The sequence below is a fragment of the Parafrankia soli genome, assembly GCF_001854695.1.
Classification (GTDB): domain Bacteria; phylum Actinomycetota; class Actinomycetes; order Frankiales; family Frankiaceae; genus Parafrankia; species Parafrankia soli.
Map to the genome: position 1 here is coordinate 1 of NZ_MAXA01000254.1, position 17,475 is coordinate 17,475.

The 17,475-nt window shown below is 72.9% G+C and carries 10 protein-coding genes; all 10 read left to right on the forward strand.

Translation table 11 applies throughout. The features are described 5' to 3' along the window. The first annotated feature begins 382 nt into the window (after positions 1-382). The 10 genes from rpsO (at position 383) to BBK14_RS29025 (ending at position 17,415) form a co-directional block, all read left to right on the forward strand. Positions 383-652: a 30S ribosomal protein S15 gene (gene rpsO, locus BBK14_RS28980; protein ID WP_020458818.1), complete on the forward strand. Its 270-nt coding sequence runs from the start codon at positions 383-385 to the stop codon at positions 650-652. 246 nt (positions 653-898) lie between these two features. After that, positions 899-3,088 (forward strand): polyribonucleotide nucleotidyltransferase, encoded by a 2,190-nt coding sequence (locus BBK14_RS28985; RefSeq protein ID WP_071066376.1) that lies wholly within the window; start codon positions 899-901, stop codon positions 3,086-3,088. 10 nt (positions 3,089-3,098) lie between these two features. After that, on the forward strand, positions 3,099-4,547 hold the full coding sequence (locus tag BBK14_RS28990; protein ID WP_071066377.1) for a M16 family metallopeptidase: 1,449 nt from the start codon (positions 3,099-3,101) through the stop codon (positions 4,545-4,547). A 43-nt stretch (positions 4,548-4,590) separates the two neighbouring features. Further along, positions 4,591-5,334, forward strand: coding sequence for a 4-hydroxy-tetrahydrodipicolinate reductase (gene dapB, locus BBK14_RS28995; RefSeq protein ID WP_071066378.1), 744 nt, complete (start codon positions 4,591-4,593; stop codon positions 5,332-5,334). A 124-nt stretch (positions 5,335-5,458) separates the two neighbouring features. Continuing rightward, entirely contained in the window at positions 5,459-7,345 is a 1,887-nt protein-coding gene (locus tag BBK14_RS29000) for an Hsp70 family protein (RefSeq protein WP_071066379.1), read from the forward strand. A gap of 95 nt (positions 7,346-7,440) precedes the next feature. After that, a complete protein-coding gene (locus BBK14_RS29005) occupies positions 7,441-10,251 on the forward strand; it encodes a hypothetical protein (protein WP_071066380.1) in 2,811 nt (936 codons plus the stop codon). Between the two features lie 222 nt (positions 10,252-10,473). Continuing rightward, positions 10,474-11,793, forward strand: coding sequence for a histidine--tRNA ligase (gene hisS, locus BBK14_RS29010; protein ID WP_071066381.1), 1,320 nt, complete (start codon positions 10,474-10,476; stop codon positions 11,791-11,793). A 768-nt stretch (positions 11,794-12,561) separates the two neighbouring features. Then, the gene (gene thyX, locus BBK14_RS29015; RefSeq protein WP_071066395.1) at positions 12,562-13,296 is read left to right on the forward strand and encodes an FAD-dependent thymidylate synthase; all 735 of its coding nucleotides are present in this window, start codon (positions 12,562-12,564) and stop codon (positions 13,294-13,296) included. Between the two features lie 431 nt (positions 13,297-13,727). Then, positions 13,728-16,136 carry a phosphoketolase family protein gene (locus BBK14_RS29020; protein ID WP_071066382.1) on the forward strand — a complete coding sequence of 803 codons (2,409 nt, stop codon included), beginning with the start codon at positions 13,728-13,730 and terminating at the stop codon, positions 16,134-16,136. A 133-nt stretch (positions 16,137-16,269) separates the two neighbouring features. Further along, positions 16,270-17,415, forward strand: a complete 1,146-nt coding sequence (locus BBK14_RS29025; RefSeq protein ID WP_071066396.1) for an acetate/propionate family kinase — start codon at positions 16,270-16,272, stop codon at positions 17,413-17,415. Positions 17,416-17,475: the final 60 nt, after the last annotated feature.

The window sequence follows — 17,475 nt, forward strand, 5'->3', positions numbered from 1 at the left end:
CGCAACGGGTGCCGGAGTGGCCGGAGACCCGGGCGCGTATGCGCCGAACGCCCGTGGAGCCGACCGTAAGACCCCGCCTGCGGGGCGGGTGGCCGTGAAGCGGGAACCCCGCACCGCACGAGCGGGCAAGACGGGGACCGCCGCCCGGAGACAGGCGGCTGCGGAGCTGGTGATCGCTCATGACCACTGATCTGCAACGGTTGATAAGCTTCCCCTCCAAGTGGGGAGCGGTGTGTCCGGTGACGGCGTGCCGGTAGTTGGCTCGTGGCGGTTCCCAACGGTCGCCGGCGGTGGAGCCACGGCCGACGGCGTACACCGGCAGGAGGCTCGGGTGATGCAGACCCCGAGCGCGCGCCGTCCCGGATGAGGAACGAGGTGGAGCGTGCCGCTCTCTGGCGACGTCAAGCAGAAGATCATGTCGGACTACGCCACGGTCGACCGGGACACCGGTTCGCCCGAGGTGCAGGTCGCGATGCTGACCCGTCGCATCAGTGACCTGACGGAGCACCTGAAGGTCCACAAGCACGACCACCACAGCCGGCGCGGGCTGCTCCTGCTCGTCGGGCGCCGCCGGCGGTTGCTGAACTACCTGGCGAAGACGGACATCAACCGTTACCGCGCACTGATCGAGCGACTCGGTCTGCGTCGATAGTCAGGAGAGGGAGCGCCCCGGTGGCGCTCCCTCGGCACATCGGGGGTAGATACCGGTGTGCCGGGCCGTCGGCGGCCAAGGGCCGCCGGCGGTCGGCAGGACCCAGCCGGGTCCGCGCGGCATGAGCCGCCGGTCCTCGGTCGTGGCCGCCGGAACGAGCGCAGTCGGCGCCGCCCCGGAGACTTCGACTGAGCACCGGCATCCTCCATGGCGCGGGCACGGCCCACGATGAGGATGGAGTATCGAGTGGACGACTCGACACAGGCGGCAGAGGCCGTCATCACGACCCCGGCCGGGGCCCGTACGGTCCGTTTCGAGACCGGTCGGCTGGCCCGGCAGGCCGCTGGCGCGGTCGTCGCCCACCTGGGCGACACGATGGTCCTCTCGGCGACGACGGTCAGYCGCTCGCCGAAGGAGCAGCTGGACTTCTTCCCCCTGACGGTGGACGTCGAGGAGCGGATGTACGCGGCCGGGCGCATCCCCGGCTCGTTCTTCCGCCGCGAGGGCCGCCCCAGTGAGGACGCGATCCTCACCTGCCGGCTCATCGACCGGCCGCTGCGGCCGTCGTTCACCAAGGGGCTGCGCAACGAGATCCAGGTCGTGGCGACCGTGCTCGCCCTCGACCCCGACACCCTGTACGACGTGGTCGCGATCAACGCGGCGAGCGCGTCGACGATGCTGGCCGGGCTGCCCTTCAGCGGGCCGATCGGCGCCACCCGGGTCGGCTACGTCGACGGCGACTGGATCGCCTTCCCGACGCACAGCGAGCTGGAGCGGGCGACTTTCGACATGGTCGTGGCCGGCCGCGTTCTCGAGGACGGCTCCGACGTCGCGATCATGATGGTCGAGGCGGAGGCGACGCCGGGCACGGTGGCCCTGGTCGCCGGGGGCGCGCCGGCACCGACCGAGGAGGTCGTCGCCGCGGGGCTGGAGGCCGCCAAGCCGGCCATCCGCGAGCTGTGCCGGGCGCAGAGCGAGCTGGCCGCGGGCGCGGCGAAGCCGGTGCGTGAGTTCCCGCTGTTCGTCGACTACCACGACGACGTGCTGGAGACCCTGACGGCCGCGGTCGGCGAGGAGTTGGCGGCGGCGCTGCGCATCGCCGGCAAGGCCGAGCGCGAGACCGAGCTGGAGCGGGTCCGGGCGCTGGCCGTGGAGAAGGTGTCCGGCCAGTTCGAGGGCCGCGACAAGGAGATCGGCCCGGCCTACCGCGCGCTGACCAAGAAGCTGGTCCGCTCGCGCATCGTCACCGACGGCGTGCGCATCGACGGCCGCTCCACGACCGAGATCCGCGAGCTGTCGGCCGAGGTCGACTACATCCCGCGGGTGCACGGCTCGGCGCTGTTCGAGCGGGGCGAGACGCAGATCCTCGGCGTCACGACGCTGGCGATGCTCCGGATGGAGCAGACCGTCGACACGCTCAACCCGGACCGCACCAAGCGGTACATGCACAACTACAACTTCCCGCCGTACTCCACCGGTGAGACCGGCCGGGTGGGCTCGCCGAAGCGGCGCGAGATCGGCCACGGCGCGCTCGCGGAGCGGGCGCTGCTGCCGGTGCTGCCCAGCCGCGAGGAGTTCCCCTACGCGATCCGCCAGGTCTCCGAGGCGCTGAGCTCCAACGGCTCGACGAGCATGGGCTCGGTCTGCGCGAGCACGCTGTCGCTGCTGAACGCCGGTGTGCCGCTGAAGGCCCCGGTCGCGGGCATCGCGATGGGCCTGATCCGGGAGGGCGACGCCTTCGTCACCCTGACCGACATCCTCGGGGCAGAGGACGCCTACGGCGACATGGACTTCAAGGTCGCCGGCACGCAGGAGTTCGTGACCGCCCTGCAGCTGGACACCAAGCTCGACGGCATCCCGGCGTCGGTGCTCGCCGGCGCGCTGCAGCAGGCGCGGGCGGCCCGGCTGACGATCCTCGAGGTGATGGCCGAGGCCATCGGCGGGCCGGACGAGATGTCCGCGCACGCCCCGCGGGTCATCTCCGTGAAGATCCCCGTTGACAAGATCGGCGAGGTCATCGGGCCCAAGGGCAAGATGATCAACCAGATCCAGGCGGACTCCGGTGCGGAGATCACCGTCGAGGACGACGGCACGATCTACATCGGTGCCGCCGACGGGCCTGCGGCCGAGACCGCCCGCTCCGCGATCAACGCGATCGCGAACCCGCAGATGCCCGAGGTCGGCGAGCGCTACCTCGGTACCATCGTGAAGATCACGAACTTCGGCGCCTTCGTCTCGCTGACGCCCGGCAAGGACGGCCTGCTGCACGTCAGCAAGCTCAAGCAGCTCGCCGGCGGCAAGCGCGTCGAGAAGGTCGAGGACGTGCTGTCGGTGGGCCAGAAGCTCCAGGTGGAGATCACCGAGATCGACGCCCGCGGCAAGATCAGCCTCGCGCCGGGCGCGGAGTCCATCGACACCGTAAGCGCCGGATCCTGACAGGAGCGCAGTGACGGAGACGGATCTGTCCACCTCGGACGACCGCACCTCGGACGACCGCACCTCGGACGGTCGCACCTCGAACGACCGCACCCCGGGCCTGGCCGGGCCGGAGCACGCCTCCGGCCCGCGCCCGGCCCGGGTGGCCGAGCTTCTCGCGGCGGGTCCCGGTTCCGAGGTCCTGCTCGCCGGGGCCGTGCGCCGCACGGTGCTGCCGGGCGGCCTGCGGGTCGTCACGGAGAAGGTCCCCGGGGTCCGGTCGGTGGCGATCGGGATCTGGGTGGGCGTCGGCTCGCGGGACGAGACGCCGCTCACCGGTGGCTGCTCGCACTACCTGGAGCACCTGCTGTTCAAGGGCACCCCGAGCCGGGACGCCCTGTCGATCAGCGCCTCCATCGAGGCCGTCGGCGGTGATCTCAACGCCTTCACCGCCAAGGAGTACACCTGCTACTACGCGCGGGTGCTCGACGTGGACATGGACCTGGCCATCGACGTCGTCTGTGACATGGTCGCCAACTCGCTGGTGACCGCGGACGACGTCGAGGCCGAGCGGGGCGTGATCCTCGAGGAGATCGCCATGCACGAGGACGACCCCGGCGACGTCGTGCACGACGTCTTCGCCGATGCCGTCCTCGGCTCCTCCGTCCTGGGCCGGCCGGTGCTCGGCACGGTCGACACCATCGAGGCGCTCGGCCGGGAGACGGTCTTCGACTACTACCGCGAGCGGTACGCCCCGCCCGCGCTGGTCGTCTCGATCGCCGGCAACATCGAGCACGACCACGCCCTGGACCGGGTGGTGGCCGCGTTCGCCGACCGGCTCACCGGGCCCGCGCGGCCCCAGGAGGTGCGCCGCGGCGAGTACCCGTTCCCGCCGCCGCCGGGCATCGTCGTCACCAACCGGCCGACCGAGCAGGCCCACGTGGTGCTCGGCACGGCCGGCCTGTCCCGGCACGACCCGCGCCGGTACGCGCTCGGCGTGCTGTCGACGGCCCTCGGTGGCGGGATGAGCTCGCGGCTGTTCCAGGAGGTGCGGGAGAAGCGCGGGCTGGCCTACTCCGTGTACTCCTTCGACAACCAGTTCGCCGACGCCGGGCTGTTCGGCGTCTACGCGGGCTGTACCCCGGGGCGCGCCGACGAGGTGCTGGAGATCTGCCGCGAGCAGGTACACCGGATCGCCGAGCACGGCATCACCGCGGAGGAGCTCGAGCGGGCCCGCGGGCAGAACCGCGGCGGCCTGGTGCTCAACCTGGAGGACACCGGGTCGCGGATGAGCCGGCTCGGCAAGAGCGAGCTCGTCCACGGCGAGCTGCTCTCCGTCGACGAGGTGCTCGCCCGGGTCGAGGCCGTCACACTCGACGACGTGCGGGCCGTCGCCGGCGAGCTGGTCGACCAGCCGTGGGCGCTCGGCGTCATCGGCCCGTTCGAGGACCACGACTTCAGCGCGGCCGTAGCGCGGTGACCCGCGCGGCCGCTGGCGGTACCGGACATGTGGAGGGCACGGGATGATCGGAGTCGGGGTGCTCGGAGCCCGTGGCCGGATGGGCGCGACCGTCTGCGACGCCGTCCGCGCGGCGCCCGACCTGGAGCTGGTGGCCGAGGTCGACGCCGGCGACGACCGCTCGCCGGCGGCGAAGGCCGACGTCGTGGTCGACTTCACCCATCCCGACGCGGTCATGGACAACCTGCGGTGGGCGGTGGAGAACCGCGTCCACGCGGTCGTCGGGACGACCGGGTTCGACGACGCCCGCCTCGCGACGCTGCGCGGCTGGCTCGCCGCCGAGCCGTCGGTGGGCGTACTGGTGGCGCCCAACTTCGGGATCGCCGCCGTCCTGATGATGATGTTCGCCGCCCGCGCGGCGCCGTACTTCGAGTCGGTGGAGATCGTCGAACTGCACCACCCGGGCAAGGCCGACGCCCCGAGCGGCACGGCGCGGCGCACCGCCGAGCTGGTCGCCGCGGCCCGCGCCTCGGCCGGGCTGCCCGCCGCCGGTCCCGACGCGACCACCTCCGCCCTGGGCGGGGCGCGCGGGGCGCGGGTTTCGGGTGTACCGGTGCACGCCGTCCGCCTCGGTGGGCTCGTCGCCCACCAGGAGGTGCTGCTCGGTGGGGCGGGCGAGACGCTGACGATCCGTCACGACTCGCTGGACCGGGCGTCCTTCATGCCCGGGGTCCTGCTGGCGGTGCGCGAGGTGGCTGCCCGCCCGGGGCTGACGGTCGGCCTGGAGCCGTTGCTCGACCTCGGCTGACGTTGCTCGACCTCGGCTGACCACCTCCCGAACCGGGCCTGATCACCTCCCGGACACCGGTGTCGTCAACCCGTCACCCGGTCCGGTAGCAGTCCGGCACTACCCGGATGGATAGGTTTCGGGTGTGGTGCGACAAGCGGGCGGGCGGGCGGGGCCGAACACCGGCACGGTCTTCGGCATCGATCTCGGGACGACTTTCAGTTGTCTGGCGCGGGTCTCCGGCGCCGGGGACCCCGAGATCATCCCGTTGATGGACGGGTCGCGGACCCTGCCGAGCGTCGTCCTGTTCGTCGGCCAGGACGACTACATCACCGGCGAGACCGCGCGCCGCCTGGCGCGAGCCCGTCCCGACGACGTGTGCGCCCTGGTCAAACGGCGGATGGGCGACGGCGACTGGCGGTTCGTGACGCACGGCGCCGCCTGGTCCGCCCCGGCGGTGAGCGGGCTGATCCTCAAGGCGCTCGTCTCGGACGCCGGCCTGACCACCGGCGAGCCCGTCCGGGACGTCGTGATCACCGTCCCCGCCTACTTCGGTGACGAGGAGCGGCGCGCCACGGTGCTCGCCGGCGAGTACGCCGGCCTGAACGTCGTGGACGTCATCAACGAGCCCACCGCCGCCGCGCTGTCCTACGGATTCGCCCGCTTCGAGGTCGGCAGCCGCCGGACGCTCACGGGCCCGGGCACGATCGCCGAGGAGGTCGCGCTCGTCTACGACCTCGGCGGCGGGACGTTCGACGTCACCATCGTCGAGCTGGCCGACCGCAGGGTGTCCGTCGTCGCCACCGACGGTGATCACCAGCTCGGCGGGGCCGACTGGGACGAGAAGATCGTGCTGTTCCTCTCCGACCGCTTCCTCGAGGCCCATCCCGAGGCCGACGACCCGCTCGACGACGGCGAGGCGGCGCAGGAGCTGCAGCTCGCCGCCGAGCGCGCCCGCCTGGAGCTGACCGAGGCGACGTCCACGGTGGTGACGGTCAGCCACAGCGGCAGGTCGCTGGACATCACGCTCACCCGCGACGAGCTGGAGCGCCTCACCGCCGGCCTGCTCGACCGCACCGTCACGCTGACCCGGGCCGCGATCGACGCGGCCCGGGAGCGCGGGGTGCGTGGGATCGACCGGGTGCTGCTCGTCGGCGGGGCGTCGCGGATGCCGGCGGTGGCGCGGCGGCTGGCGGCGGAGCTGTCCGTCCCGGTGGAGCTGACCGACCCGGATCTCGCCGTCGCCCGCGGCGCCGCGATCTACGGCGAGAAGAAGGCGCTGGAGCGGATGGTCGCGGCCGACCTGGTCACCCGCGGCCAGCTCGTGGACGGCGCCGCCGTCGACACCGCTGCCGCCGCGGACCTTGATGCCGCGTGTCGACGGCTGGCCGAGGCCCTCGGGCTGTCCGCCGAGCGGGTCCGGCGGACGGTCGAGGTCCAGGTCGTCAACGTGGTCTCCCGTGGCTTCGGTGTGCTCGCGCTGAACCGGTTCGGCGACCAGGGCGCGGTCTTCCTGGTCCACCGCAACGACCGGCTACCGGTCGCGGTCCGCCGTCCGTTCGGGACGGTACGTGACGATCAGGACACGGTGACTGTCTACGTGGTGGAGCAGGCCGGCGGGGTCGAGTCGCCGCGGGTCGAGGACAACAAGGTCATCGCCGAGGCGGAGATCACCGGAATCCCACCGGGCTATCCCGCCGGAACCCAGATTGAAATCATGTTCCGGATGGGCTTTGACGGCATCCTCGAGGTGACGGCACGACACGAGGGGCTCGCCGACCGGCCGCTGACCGTCCGGGTGGAGACCTCGGCGGCGCTGAGCCAGGCCGACGTCGCCCGCGAACGGGAGCAGGTCGCTCGGGCGCGGCGTGAGCGGGGTGAGGGGCCTTTCGGCTCCGGGGCGTCCGGTGGCGGTCCGTCCGGTGGCGGTCCGTCCGGGGCGGGCGGCGGGGGAGACCCGCTGCGCAAGGGCCGGCCCGGGGACGACCGCGGCGGGCTKGGCGGCTCGCCCGACGCGCCCGGCTGGACGTAGCCGCCGCCCTGTGCTGGTGGCGCCGGTCAACCCTGAAGGGGCGGGGCCGGCGCCGGACGGAACGGCCGGAGAGCGTCACGGAAAGGGAGTCCACGGTGCTGCCCTTCGACTCGAACGACTACCGGCGGCGCGTGCTCGCGGCCGTGCATGCCCGCGGCGGCGCCGAGCAGAGCGACCCCTTCGAGCTCTACGACATCCCGATCGAGGAGGCCCCGCGGCTCAGCGATGAGCAGGTCCGGGTGCGGGTCGACGCCGTCTGGGCGTTCTGGCAGCGCAGCCGGGACCATCCCCGCTACCGGGGTGTGATCATCGCGTTGCTGGGCCTGCACGACGAGCTGTCCGCGGCGCTGGCCACCGCCGCCTCCCGCGCCGAGCTCGCCGCCCGGGTCGGCGCCGCGCGCGAGGCCCGCGACGGTGAGCGCTTCGCCGAGCTCGACGCCGCCGTCCGCCGGCTGGTCAGCCGGTTCGGCGGCCTCCCCGGGGACAAGCTGGCCGGGCTGCGCGCCCTCGCCGCCGCGCACGGTGTTGACGACGCCGCGTTCGCGCTGCGCACCCGCAGGTACCGGGTGCTGCCCGCGGGCACGCCCGAGCGGGCGGACGCCACGTCGACGCGCCGGCCCGTCCCGGCCGAGGTGATACGCCAGGTGCGAGCCGACCTCGACGAGCTTGGCCGGATCGCGGGCGTGACCCCGCCGCGGAGCCTGTTCGACCTGCTGGGGATCGCGCCGGGCGCCAGCCGGGAGGAGATCAGGGCCGTCCGCGACGCCGCTGCCGCCCGCAACCGCGAGCGCCGGCCGGACCGGCGGCGGGCCCTGCTGGACGACCTGCTGACCGCCGTGCGGGCCCTGCTCGTCGACGGCGACCCCGAGGCGTATCTGGACGCGCTGGTCGAACCCGTGAAGATTGTGCTGCGCCCGCGGGTCGCCACCGCCGTGCTCATCGAGGACCGCCTGCTGCCCTCGGCCGCCGCCGAGCTTGTCGCGGCGGCCGAGACGGAGGGCCTCGACCCCGGCCGGGCGCGCGCGGTCGTCGCCGACCTCGCCCGCGAGCACGGCGTGGACGCCCCGGTCGTGGCGCGCACCCCGCGGTCGGGGGCCGGCTCGCCCGCCGGTGGGCCGTCCACGGGCGCGGCCTTCGACGGGGACGCGGGCGACGGTCCGGGGAGCGACGGTCCGGGAAGCGGTGGTCGGGGGAGCGGTGGTCGGGGCGGCCCGTCGCCGGTCAACCCGGTGCCGGTGCGTCCTGAGCCGGTGCGTGCCGCCGACTGGCAGAGCGCGCTCTCCCGGGCGCGGGCCGCGCTGCGTGCCGGCCGCCCGATCGCCGCCAGCGACGAGATCACCCGCGCCCGTGAGATCGCCGGGGAGACATTGCCCCCGATCCGGGCGGTCGGCGACGAGGTGGAGCGCGCCATCCGGGCGGCCGGCGAGCGCTGGCGCGCGATCGTCGCGGAGCTCGCCGCCAACCGCCAGCACGCGGTGGTCCGTCTCGCCGACGAGCTGGCCCGCCTCGGCGCGGACGTGCCGGGCCCCGACGGACGCGTCCTCGACGAGGTGCGCGCGGCGGCCCAGGCTCGGTGCGCCCAGACGGATGACCTCGTCCGGCGGGCCCGGGCGCAGTCCGGCCCGGAACGGATCCGGCTCGCCCGCGAAGCCCTGGCCCTCGCCGCGGACCACGACGAGGCACAGGAGCTGGCGGGGACCTCCTCATCCGGCGCCCATCAGCCGCAGCCGCAGCCGCAGCCGCAGCCGCAGCCGCAGCCGCAGCCGCAGCCGCAGCCCTCGGCGTCGGCGTCGGCGTCGACCGCGACGGCGGCCTCGGACGCGGCAGCAGCGGTGGGATCCGGTGCCGATCCGCTCCCGGCTTCCAACCGGCCGGGCAGGCCGCCGGCCGGACAACCGGCGGGTCAGCCGTCCGGGCAGCGGGTCGAGGCCGGCCGGACCGCGGAGGCCGAGCGCGTCGTCGAGCCGCCGAGCGGCGTGGCCGCCCGGTGGGACGGTGCCTCCGTGGTGATCAGCTGGCGGCCGACGACCACCCCCGGCGAGGCCCGCTACCGGATCCGCCGGATCACCGCGGACGGCAACTCGCGCGCGGTCGGGGTCACCTCGGCCACCACCATCGAGGACGGCGGTGTCTTCCGCGGCGCGTCGATCCCCGAGTACGAGGTGATCGCCGGGATCGACGGCGCCTGGTCGCGCCCGGCCCGCTGGCCGAGCCCGGCTCCCACCCTCGTTCCCACTCCCACGCCCGTTCCCATTGCCACGCCCGTCCCCGGCCCCGCGGCCGCTCCGGGTACCGGGCCGGCCCGAGCGCCGGAGCCTGCACGGGACGCCGCCACGCGGCCGGAACCCGCGGCTGCCACATCCGGGGCACACGCTGAATCCGGCGGGCACGTCGAGCCTGGGCGGCGCGTCGAGCCCGGGGCGCACGCCGAATCCGCTGCGCGCGTCGAGGCCGGGCCGCCGTCCGGGCTGCCGTTGTTCGTGGTGCCGCCGCCGGGGCCGCACACCGCGGCTGACGACGTGGGGCCCGTGCCCGACCTGCGGATGGTCGACGGGCGTCTGTGCTGGACCTGGCCGGTCGGCTGCACGGAGATGATGGTCACGGCGCGGGCGGACCTGCCTCCGGCGGGCGCGCAGGAGCTCGGCTCCACCACGCGCAAGGTGACCAACACCCGCTATGACATCGACGGTGGCTTCCTGCTGCCGGCCGTCCGTCCACTGCATGTCGCGCTCTTCGCGTGCGTGCGGGTCCGCGGTGAGCTGGTCGTCGCGGGCACGGCGGCCGGGCGGTGCCTGGTCGATCCCGCCGGTGGGCTGACGGTGGTCGGCCCGGAGCCGCACGGGGGCGCCGGGGCGGCGGCCGCGGGCGTCGCCGGGAGCAACCAGGGGCCCGAGAGGACCACATAGAGGTCACGCGGCCACCGGGGGAGCGCCGGAGCCAGACCGGCCGGTGCGACCCGGTGGCTGCACCACTCGCCGTCCGGAGGACCCGCGGGCGGCGTTGTATGGTTTCGATCGTGCTTCTCCTGTCTCGACATCGGTGATCGCCGCGCTCTCAGGGTCCGATGAGTGCGCCTCGCCCAAGCGCGCGCACGCAACAGTGTCGAGAACGAGGAGTTTGTCCCGGCCATGGCCGACGCACCGATAGTCCGTCCCACCCCGGTCAGCGGGTTCCCCGAGTGGCTTCCCGACGTCCGGATGGTCGAGCTCCGCTGGCTCGACACCATCCGTGCCACCTTCGAGCGGTACGGGTTCTGCTCCGTGGAGACCCCGTCGGTGGAGGCCCTCGAGGCCCTGATGGCCAAGGGCGAGACGTCGCAGGAGGTCTACACCCTGCGCCGCCTGCAGGCGGAGGACGACGACGACAGCGCGCGCCTCGGCCTGCACTTCGACCTGACCGTGCCGTTCGCCCGGTACGTCGCCGCCCACTTCAACGACCTGGTCTTCCCGTTCAAGCGCTACCAGATCCAGCGGGTGTGGCGGGGCGAGCGGCCGCAGGAGGGCCGGTTCCGAGAGTTCACTCAGTGTGACATCGACGTCATCAACGTCGACAACGTCCCGCTGCACTTCGACGCCGAGCTGCCCCGGATCGTGCACGAGGTCCTCACGACGCTCGCCGTCCCGTCCTGGACGTTGAACATCAACAACCGCAAGATCCTGCAGGGGTTCTACGAGGGGCTCGGTATCGGTGACCCGCTCGCCGTCATCCGCGCCGCGGACAAGATCGACAAGATCGGCGCGCGGGGGGTCGAGGCGCTGCTGACGGGGCCGGTCGGGCTCACGGCCGAGCAGGCGCGCGCCTGCCTCGACCTGGCCCAGGTCCGGGGCTCCGACGCCGGGGTCATCGACGAGATCGGCCGGCTCGGGGTCAAATCCGAGCTCCTGACGGAAGGGCTCGAGGAGCTGGCCCGGGTGCTGGACGACCTGGCCGACCTGCCGGCGGGCGCCGTCGTGGCCGACCTGTCGATCGCCCGCGGCCTGGACTACTACACCGGCACCGTCTACGAGGCCAAGTTCGTCGATGCGCCCGGGTACGGCAGCATCTGCTCCGGTGGCCGGTACGACGACCTCGCGGGCACCTTCATCCGGCGCAACCTCCCCGGTGTCGGGATCTCGATCGGTCTCACCCGGATCTTCGCCAAGCTCGTCGCGGACGGCCTCATCGGCGCGGGTCCGTCCAGCCCGGCCCAGGTGCTCATGGTGATCCCGAGCGACGAGCGCCGCGCCGAGGCGCTGGCGACCGCCCGGCTGCTGCGCGGCCGCGGTCTCAACGTGGAGACCTACCACCAGGCCGACAAGCTGGCGAAGCAGATCAGGTACGCCTCACGCAAGGGCATCGGGCACGTCTGGTTCCCGCCGTTCGCCGACGACCGCCCGCACGAGGTGAAGGACATGGCCACCGGCGACCAGGGCCCGGCCGACCCGACGGCGTGGACACCCGCGGGCTGACGGCCGACACGGCACCGCACGGCCGACACGGCACCGCACGGCCCCGCGCGATTCACGGTAGGCGCCGAGCGCCACGCGGCCGCGCCGTCGGCCGGCGGCGCGGGAGACGGGCCGGTCGGCAGTCGCGGCCGCGTGGGAGACACGGTGCCCGCCGCGGCGCGGGACCGGCCGGGAGCTGACGGGGGCGGAGACCCCCGGCCGGACCGCGCCACTCGGGCGGGCACCGGACCCCTCGCCGACTGTGGCGAGGCGCCCACATCCGGTGTACCACGGTGCGTCGCCAGTGCCACCGCTGTGTTCCGGACGGGTCACCGGACGGGTAAGTGGGTGACGACACGGGCCGGTTGGGCGGTTCGAACGTAACCGGTCCGGTGCATGCCGATGCCGGTCGGCGGGCGTGGGTTGGTTTCTCGTCGTGRCTCCGTCGATGCTGCTTCCGGATGGCGTGGGTGGAGCCGATACCGTGGGGCGCAGCCGCTCGAGTCCCGCGCCGAGCGGTTTGGACGTCGCCGACCGCGTGCTCACGCTCCGGCTGAGTGCGCACGCCGCGGCTGCGCGCAGGCGATCGGTGCGTGAGCACGGTCTGGCCGCACGGGCGCGGTCCGGCGCGTGAACACGGCTGGCGTGAACACGGTCCGGCTGCGCGGACGTCCACGAGTGGAGACGGTGGAGGTCGCTGTGGTGGAGGTCGGAGTGCCTGACGAGATCGACGAGACCGCCGGGTCGGAGCAGCTCGACGAGCCGAGCCCCGGCCCCGCGGCGGCCCGGATGAAGGTCCAGGTCATAGCCCGAACGGAGTTCCTCCCGCCGGACGACGTCCCGTGGAGCACCGACGCCGAGGGCGGCCAGGCACTCGCGGAGTTCGCCGGTCGCGCCTGCTACCAGAGCTGGAACAAGCCGAACCCGGCGACGGCGACGAACGCCGGCTACCTGCGGCACATCCTCGACGTCGGCCACCTGTCGGTGCTCGAGCACGGAACGGTCTCGCTGTACATCACCGGTGTCTCCCGGAGCCTGACCCACGAGCTCGTCCGGCACCGGCACTTCTCCTACAGCCAGCTCTCCCAGCGCTACGTCCCCGAGCACGATGCGGCCGTCGTCGAGCCCGAGGTGATCGCCACCGACCCCGAGCTGCACTCCCTGTTCACCGAGGCGGCCGCCGCGTCCATGGACGCGTACGCGCGGCTGCTGGAGGGCCTCGAGAAGCGTTTCGCGGACGTGTCCGCGCCGACCTCGCGCCGCAAGCAGGCTCGTCAGGCGGCCCGTTCGGTGCTGATGAACGCCACCGAGACCAGGATCGTCGTCACCGGCAACTACCGTGCCTGGCGGCACTTCATCGGGATGCGGGCCAGCGAGCACGCCGACGTCGAGATCCGCGGGCTGGCGATCGCCGCGCTGCGCGCCCTGCGGGATGTGGCACCGAACGTCTTCGCGGACTTCCGGGTGACCACCCTCGACGACGGCACGGAGGTGGCTTCCAGCCCGCTGGTCGGCGAGGGCTGACCCAGGCCGGGGCTGACGAAGCCGGGCGGGCCCGTTCTGCGCGGGCGGGCTCGTTCCGGGCGGGTCCGTTCCGGGCGCGCCGGAGCCCGTCCCGCCGTCCGCGCTGGACCATGCCGCCCATGTCCGTCCATGCCGATCGGGGGTGCCCGTCGGGAAAGCCGTCCCGACCGCATCGCGTCCAAAGGGCCGTCAGGCCAGGGCCGTGTCGACGCCCGCAAGGGACCACCGGCCCGGCGTTCACGCGACGTTCGCCCGGGTTTTGTCCGGGCGGAGTTAACCGGGTCCAGCCTTACAACGGATCAGCGTTCCGCCCGGTGTCGAGGGAACGATGGTGGGGTCGCCGGTAACGGCACCCACGCGGTAACGACACATGCGAGGCACGGTACAGACGAGGCAACGGCGCCGAGGCGGGACCAGCAGAGAGGGCGGGCATGATCAACGTCGCCGAGATCGGCGCGGAGTCCGGTGTGCAGAGCACGGGGCCGCTGTCCACCGAGGAGCTGCGACTGATCGACGCCTATTGGCGCGCCGCCAACTACCTCGCGGTGGGGCAGATCTACCTGCTCGACAATCCGTTGCTCACCGAGCCGCTGCGGGCCGAGCACATCAAGCCACGGCTGCTCGGGCACTGGGGTACCACGCCCGGGCTCAACCTCATCTACGCCCACATGAACCGCGTCATCCGCCGCAACGACCTCGACGCGATCTACGTGATCGGCCCTGGCCACGGCGGGCCGGGAATCGTGGCCAACACCTACCTCGAGGGCACGTACAGCGAGATCTACCCCTCCGTCACCCAGGACAGGGAGGGGCTGCGCCGGCTGTTCCGGCAGTTCTCGTTCCCCGGGGGAATTCCCAGCCATGTGGCGCCGGAGGTGCCCGGTTCCATTCATGAAGGCGGTGAGCTGGGGTACGCGCTCACCCACGCCTACGGCGCCGCCTTCGACAACCCGGGCCTGGTGGTCGCCGCCGTCGTCGGTGACGGCGAGGCGGAGACCGGCCCGCTGGCGGCGAGCTGGCACTCCAACAAGTTCCTCGACCCGGTGCGCGACGGCGCGGTGCTGCCGATCCTGCACCTCAACGGGTACAAGATCGCTCAACCGACGATCCTCGCCCGCATCCCCGAGTCGGAGCTCGACGCGCTGATGCGCGGCTACGGCTACGAGCCGCTGCACGTCACCGGCGATGACCCCGCCGACGTCCACCAGCAGTTCGCCCGGGTGCTCGACACCGCCGTCTCGCGGATCTTCGACATTCAGGACCGCGCCCGCCGCGGCGGCGACTCGTCCCGCCCGGTGTGGCCGATGATCGTCCTGCGCACGCCGAAGGGGTGGACGGGTCCGTCGACGGTCGACGGCCGGCCGGTCGAGGGGAACTGGCGCTCGCACCAGGTGCCGATCGCCGAGCTGCACAACAACCCCGAGCATCTCGCCCTGCTGGAGTCGTGGCTGCGCAGCTACCGGCCCTGGGAGTTGTTCGACGCCGACGGGCGGCTGGTCCCGGAGCTCGCGGCGCTGGCTCCCGTCGGCACCCGCCGGATGAGCGCCAACCCGCACGCCAACGGCGGTGAGCTGCTGCGTGACCTGACGTTGCCGGACTTCCGCGACTACGCCGTCGACGTTCCCCAGCCGGGAGTGGGCTCCAACGAGGCGACGCGGGTGCTCGGCGGCTTCCTGCGCGACGTCATGCGCTCGAACCCGAACACCTTCCGCGTGATGGGCCCGGACGAGACCGCGTCGAACCGCCTCGGGGCGTTGTTCGAGACCACGTCCCGGGCCTGGAACGCCGAGACGGTGCCGACCGACGAGGACCTCGCCCCGGACGGCCGGGTGATGGAGGTGCTCTCCGAGCACCTGTGTCAGGGCTGGCTGGAGGGCTACCTGCTCACCGGCCGGCACGGCTTCTTCTCGTGCTATGAGGCGTTCATCCACATCGTCGACTCGATGGTGAACCAGCACGCGAAATGGCTGAAGGCGACCCGGCACATTCCCTGGCGCCGGCCGATAGCCTCCCTGAACTACCTGCTCACCAGCCATGTCTGGCGCCAGGACCACAACGGCTTCTCGCACCAGGACCCGGGCTTCATCGACCACGTGGTCAACAAGAAGGCCGAGATCATCCGGGTCTACCTGCCACCGGACGCGAACACGCTGCTCTCGGTGGCCGACCACTGCCTGCGCAGCCGGCATTACATCAACGTCATCGTCGCCGGCAAGCAGCCGGCACTGAACTACCTGCCGATGTCGGACGCGATCGCGCACTGCACCCGCGGCCTGGGTATCTGGGACTGGGCGAGCAACGACCACACCGAGGACGGCGACGGCACCCCCGACGTCGTCATGGCCTGCGCCGGGGACATCCCGACCCTGGAGACGCTGGCCGCGGTCGACATCCTGCGCCAGAACTTCCCCGAGCTGAAGGTGCGGGTCGTCAACGTCGTCGACCTGATGTGCCTGCAGGCGGAGGCCGAGCACCCGCACGGCATGTCCGACGCGCGCTTCGACGCGCTGTTCACCGAGGACCGGCCGATCATCTTCGCCTACCACGGCTACCCGTGGCTGATCCACCGCCTCACCTACCGGCGGCGGAACCACGGCAACCTGCACGTCCGCGGCTACATCGAGGAGGGCACGACGACCACGCCCTTCGACATGGTCATGATGAACAACCTCGACCGCTTCCACCTGGTCGTGGACGTGATCGACCGGGTCGCCAGCCTCGGCGCCCGCGCGGCGCACGTCAGGCAGCGAATGATCGACGCCCGTCTCGCCGCCCGCGCCTACACCCGCGACCATGGCGAGGACGACCCGCGCATCCGTGACTGGACGTGGCCTTACTGACAGAGGCTTTACCGGACGGCTGGCCGACCGACCCGACCGTCTGACTGGGGCCTTGCTGGCCGCGACCGCACTGACCGAGGGCATGCTGACCGAGAGCGGCACGCGCCCACCCCGCCGGGAAGGACCGATAGACGTGGCGGACGTCCCGACGCGGGTTCCGGCCGGCGCCGTCGCGGCGGTGAACGTGCTCGTGGTGAACGCGGGCTCGTCCAGCGTGAAGCTGCGCCTGCTCGGCTCGGACGACCGGGTGCTGGCCGCCCACGACCTGCGCGCCGTGGCGGGGCGGCCCGACCCGGCGGAGCTGGAACAGGCCGTCGACGCCCTCGCGCACGCCGGCGAGGTCACCGTCACCGGACATCGCGTCGTGCACGGCGGGTCGACCTTCACCGACCCGGTGCTCGTCGACGAGCAGGTCGAACGGCGCCTGCGGGAACTCGTCTCCCTGGCGCCGCTGCACCAGCCGGCCGCGCTAGCGGCGCTGGCCGACGTGTCGGAGGCGCTCCCCGGTGTCCCACGCGTGGCCTGCTTCGACACCGCCTTCCACTCCCGGATGCCGCTCGAGGCCATCACCTACCCGGTCCCGGCCCGATGGCGAGAGCAGTACGGCGTCCGCCGCTACGGGTTCCACGGCCTGTCGCACGCCTACGCCGCCCGGCGGGCGGCCGAGCTGACAGGAGCGCGCCGGGTGGTCACCGCTCACCTGGGCTCGGGCGCGTCGTTGGCCGCCGTGCGGGACGGCGTCAGCATCGACACCACAATGGGCTTCACCCCGCTGGAAGGCCTGGTGATGGCCACCCGCTCCGGCACGGTCGACCCGGGTCTCCTGCTCTGGCTGCAGACCGAACAGGGGATGACCGCTCAGGAGCTCACCGACGTGCTGTTCCACGAGAGCGGCATGACCGGCCTGGTCGGGTCGGCGGACATGCGGGCCATCCTGACCGGCGCGCGCCGGGCGGGCACCCCCGAGGCACTCGGCATGGCTGTCTACCTGCATCGACTGCGAGCCGAGACAGCCGCGATGACGGCATCGCTCGGCGGCCTGGACGCACTCGTCTTCACCGGCGGCGTCGGGGAGCACGCCGGCCCGGTACGTTCAGGGGCCGCCACCGGCCTCGCCTTCCTCGGGATCGCGGTCGACGAGGAGCGCAACCTCTCCTACACCGGCGGCGATCTCGACATCAGCGCACCGGACGCACCTGTGCRCACCCTGATCATCGAAGCGCGCGAGGACATCGAGATCGCCCGCGCCGCCCGCGAACTCCTGGCCTCCCTGACCTGAGGCCCCACCCCGGGATAGGTCGCCCGAAGCCCTTCACCCAAGGGCTCTGGTCCCGGGGTT

Bases quoted from the DNA above. Each gene is read 5' to 3' on its own strand.
- dapB (WP_071066378.1), top strand. From the start codon at position 4,591: ATGATCGGAGTCGGGGTGCTCGGAGCCCGTGGCCGGATGGGCGCGACC.
- hisS (WP_071066381.1), top strand. From the start codon at position 10,474: ATGGCCGACGCACCGATAGTCCGTCCCACCCCGGTCAGCGGGTTCCCC.
- thyX (WP_071066395.1), top strand. From the start codon at position 12,562: ATGAAGGTCCAGGTCATAGCCCGAACGGAGTTCCTCCCGCCGGACGAC.
- BBK14_RS29020 (WP_071066382.1), top strand. From the start codon at position 13,728: ATGATCAACGTCGCCGAGATCGGCGCGGAGTCCGGTGTGCAGAGCACG.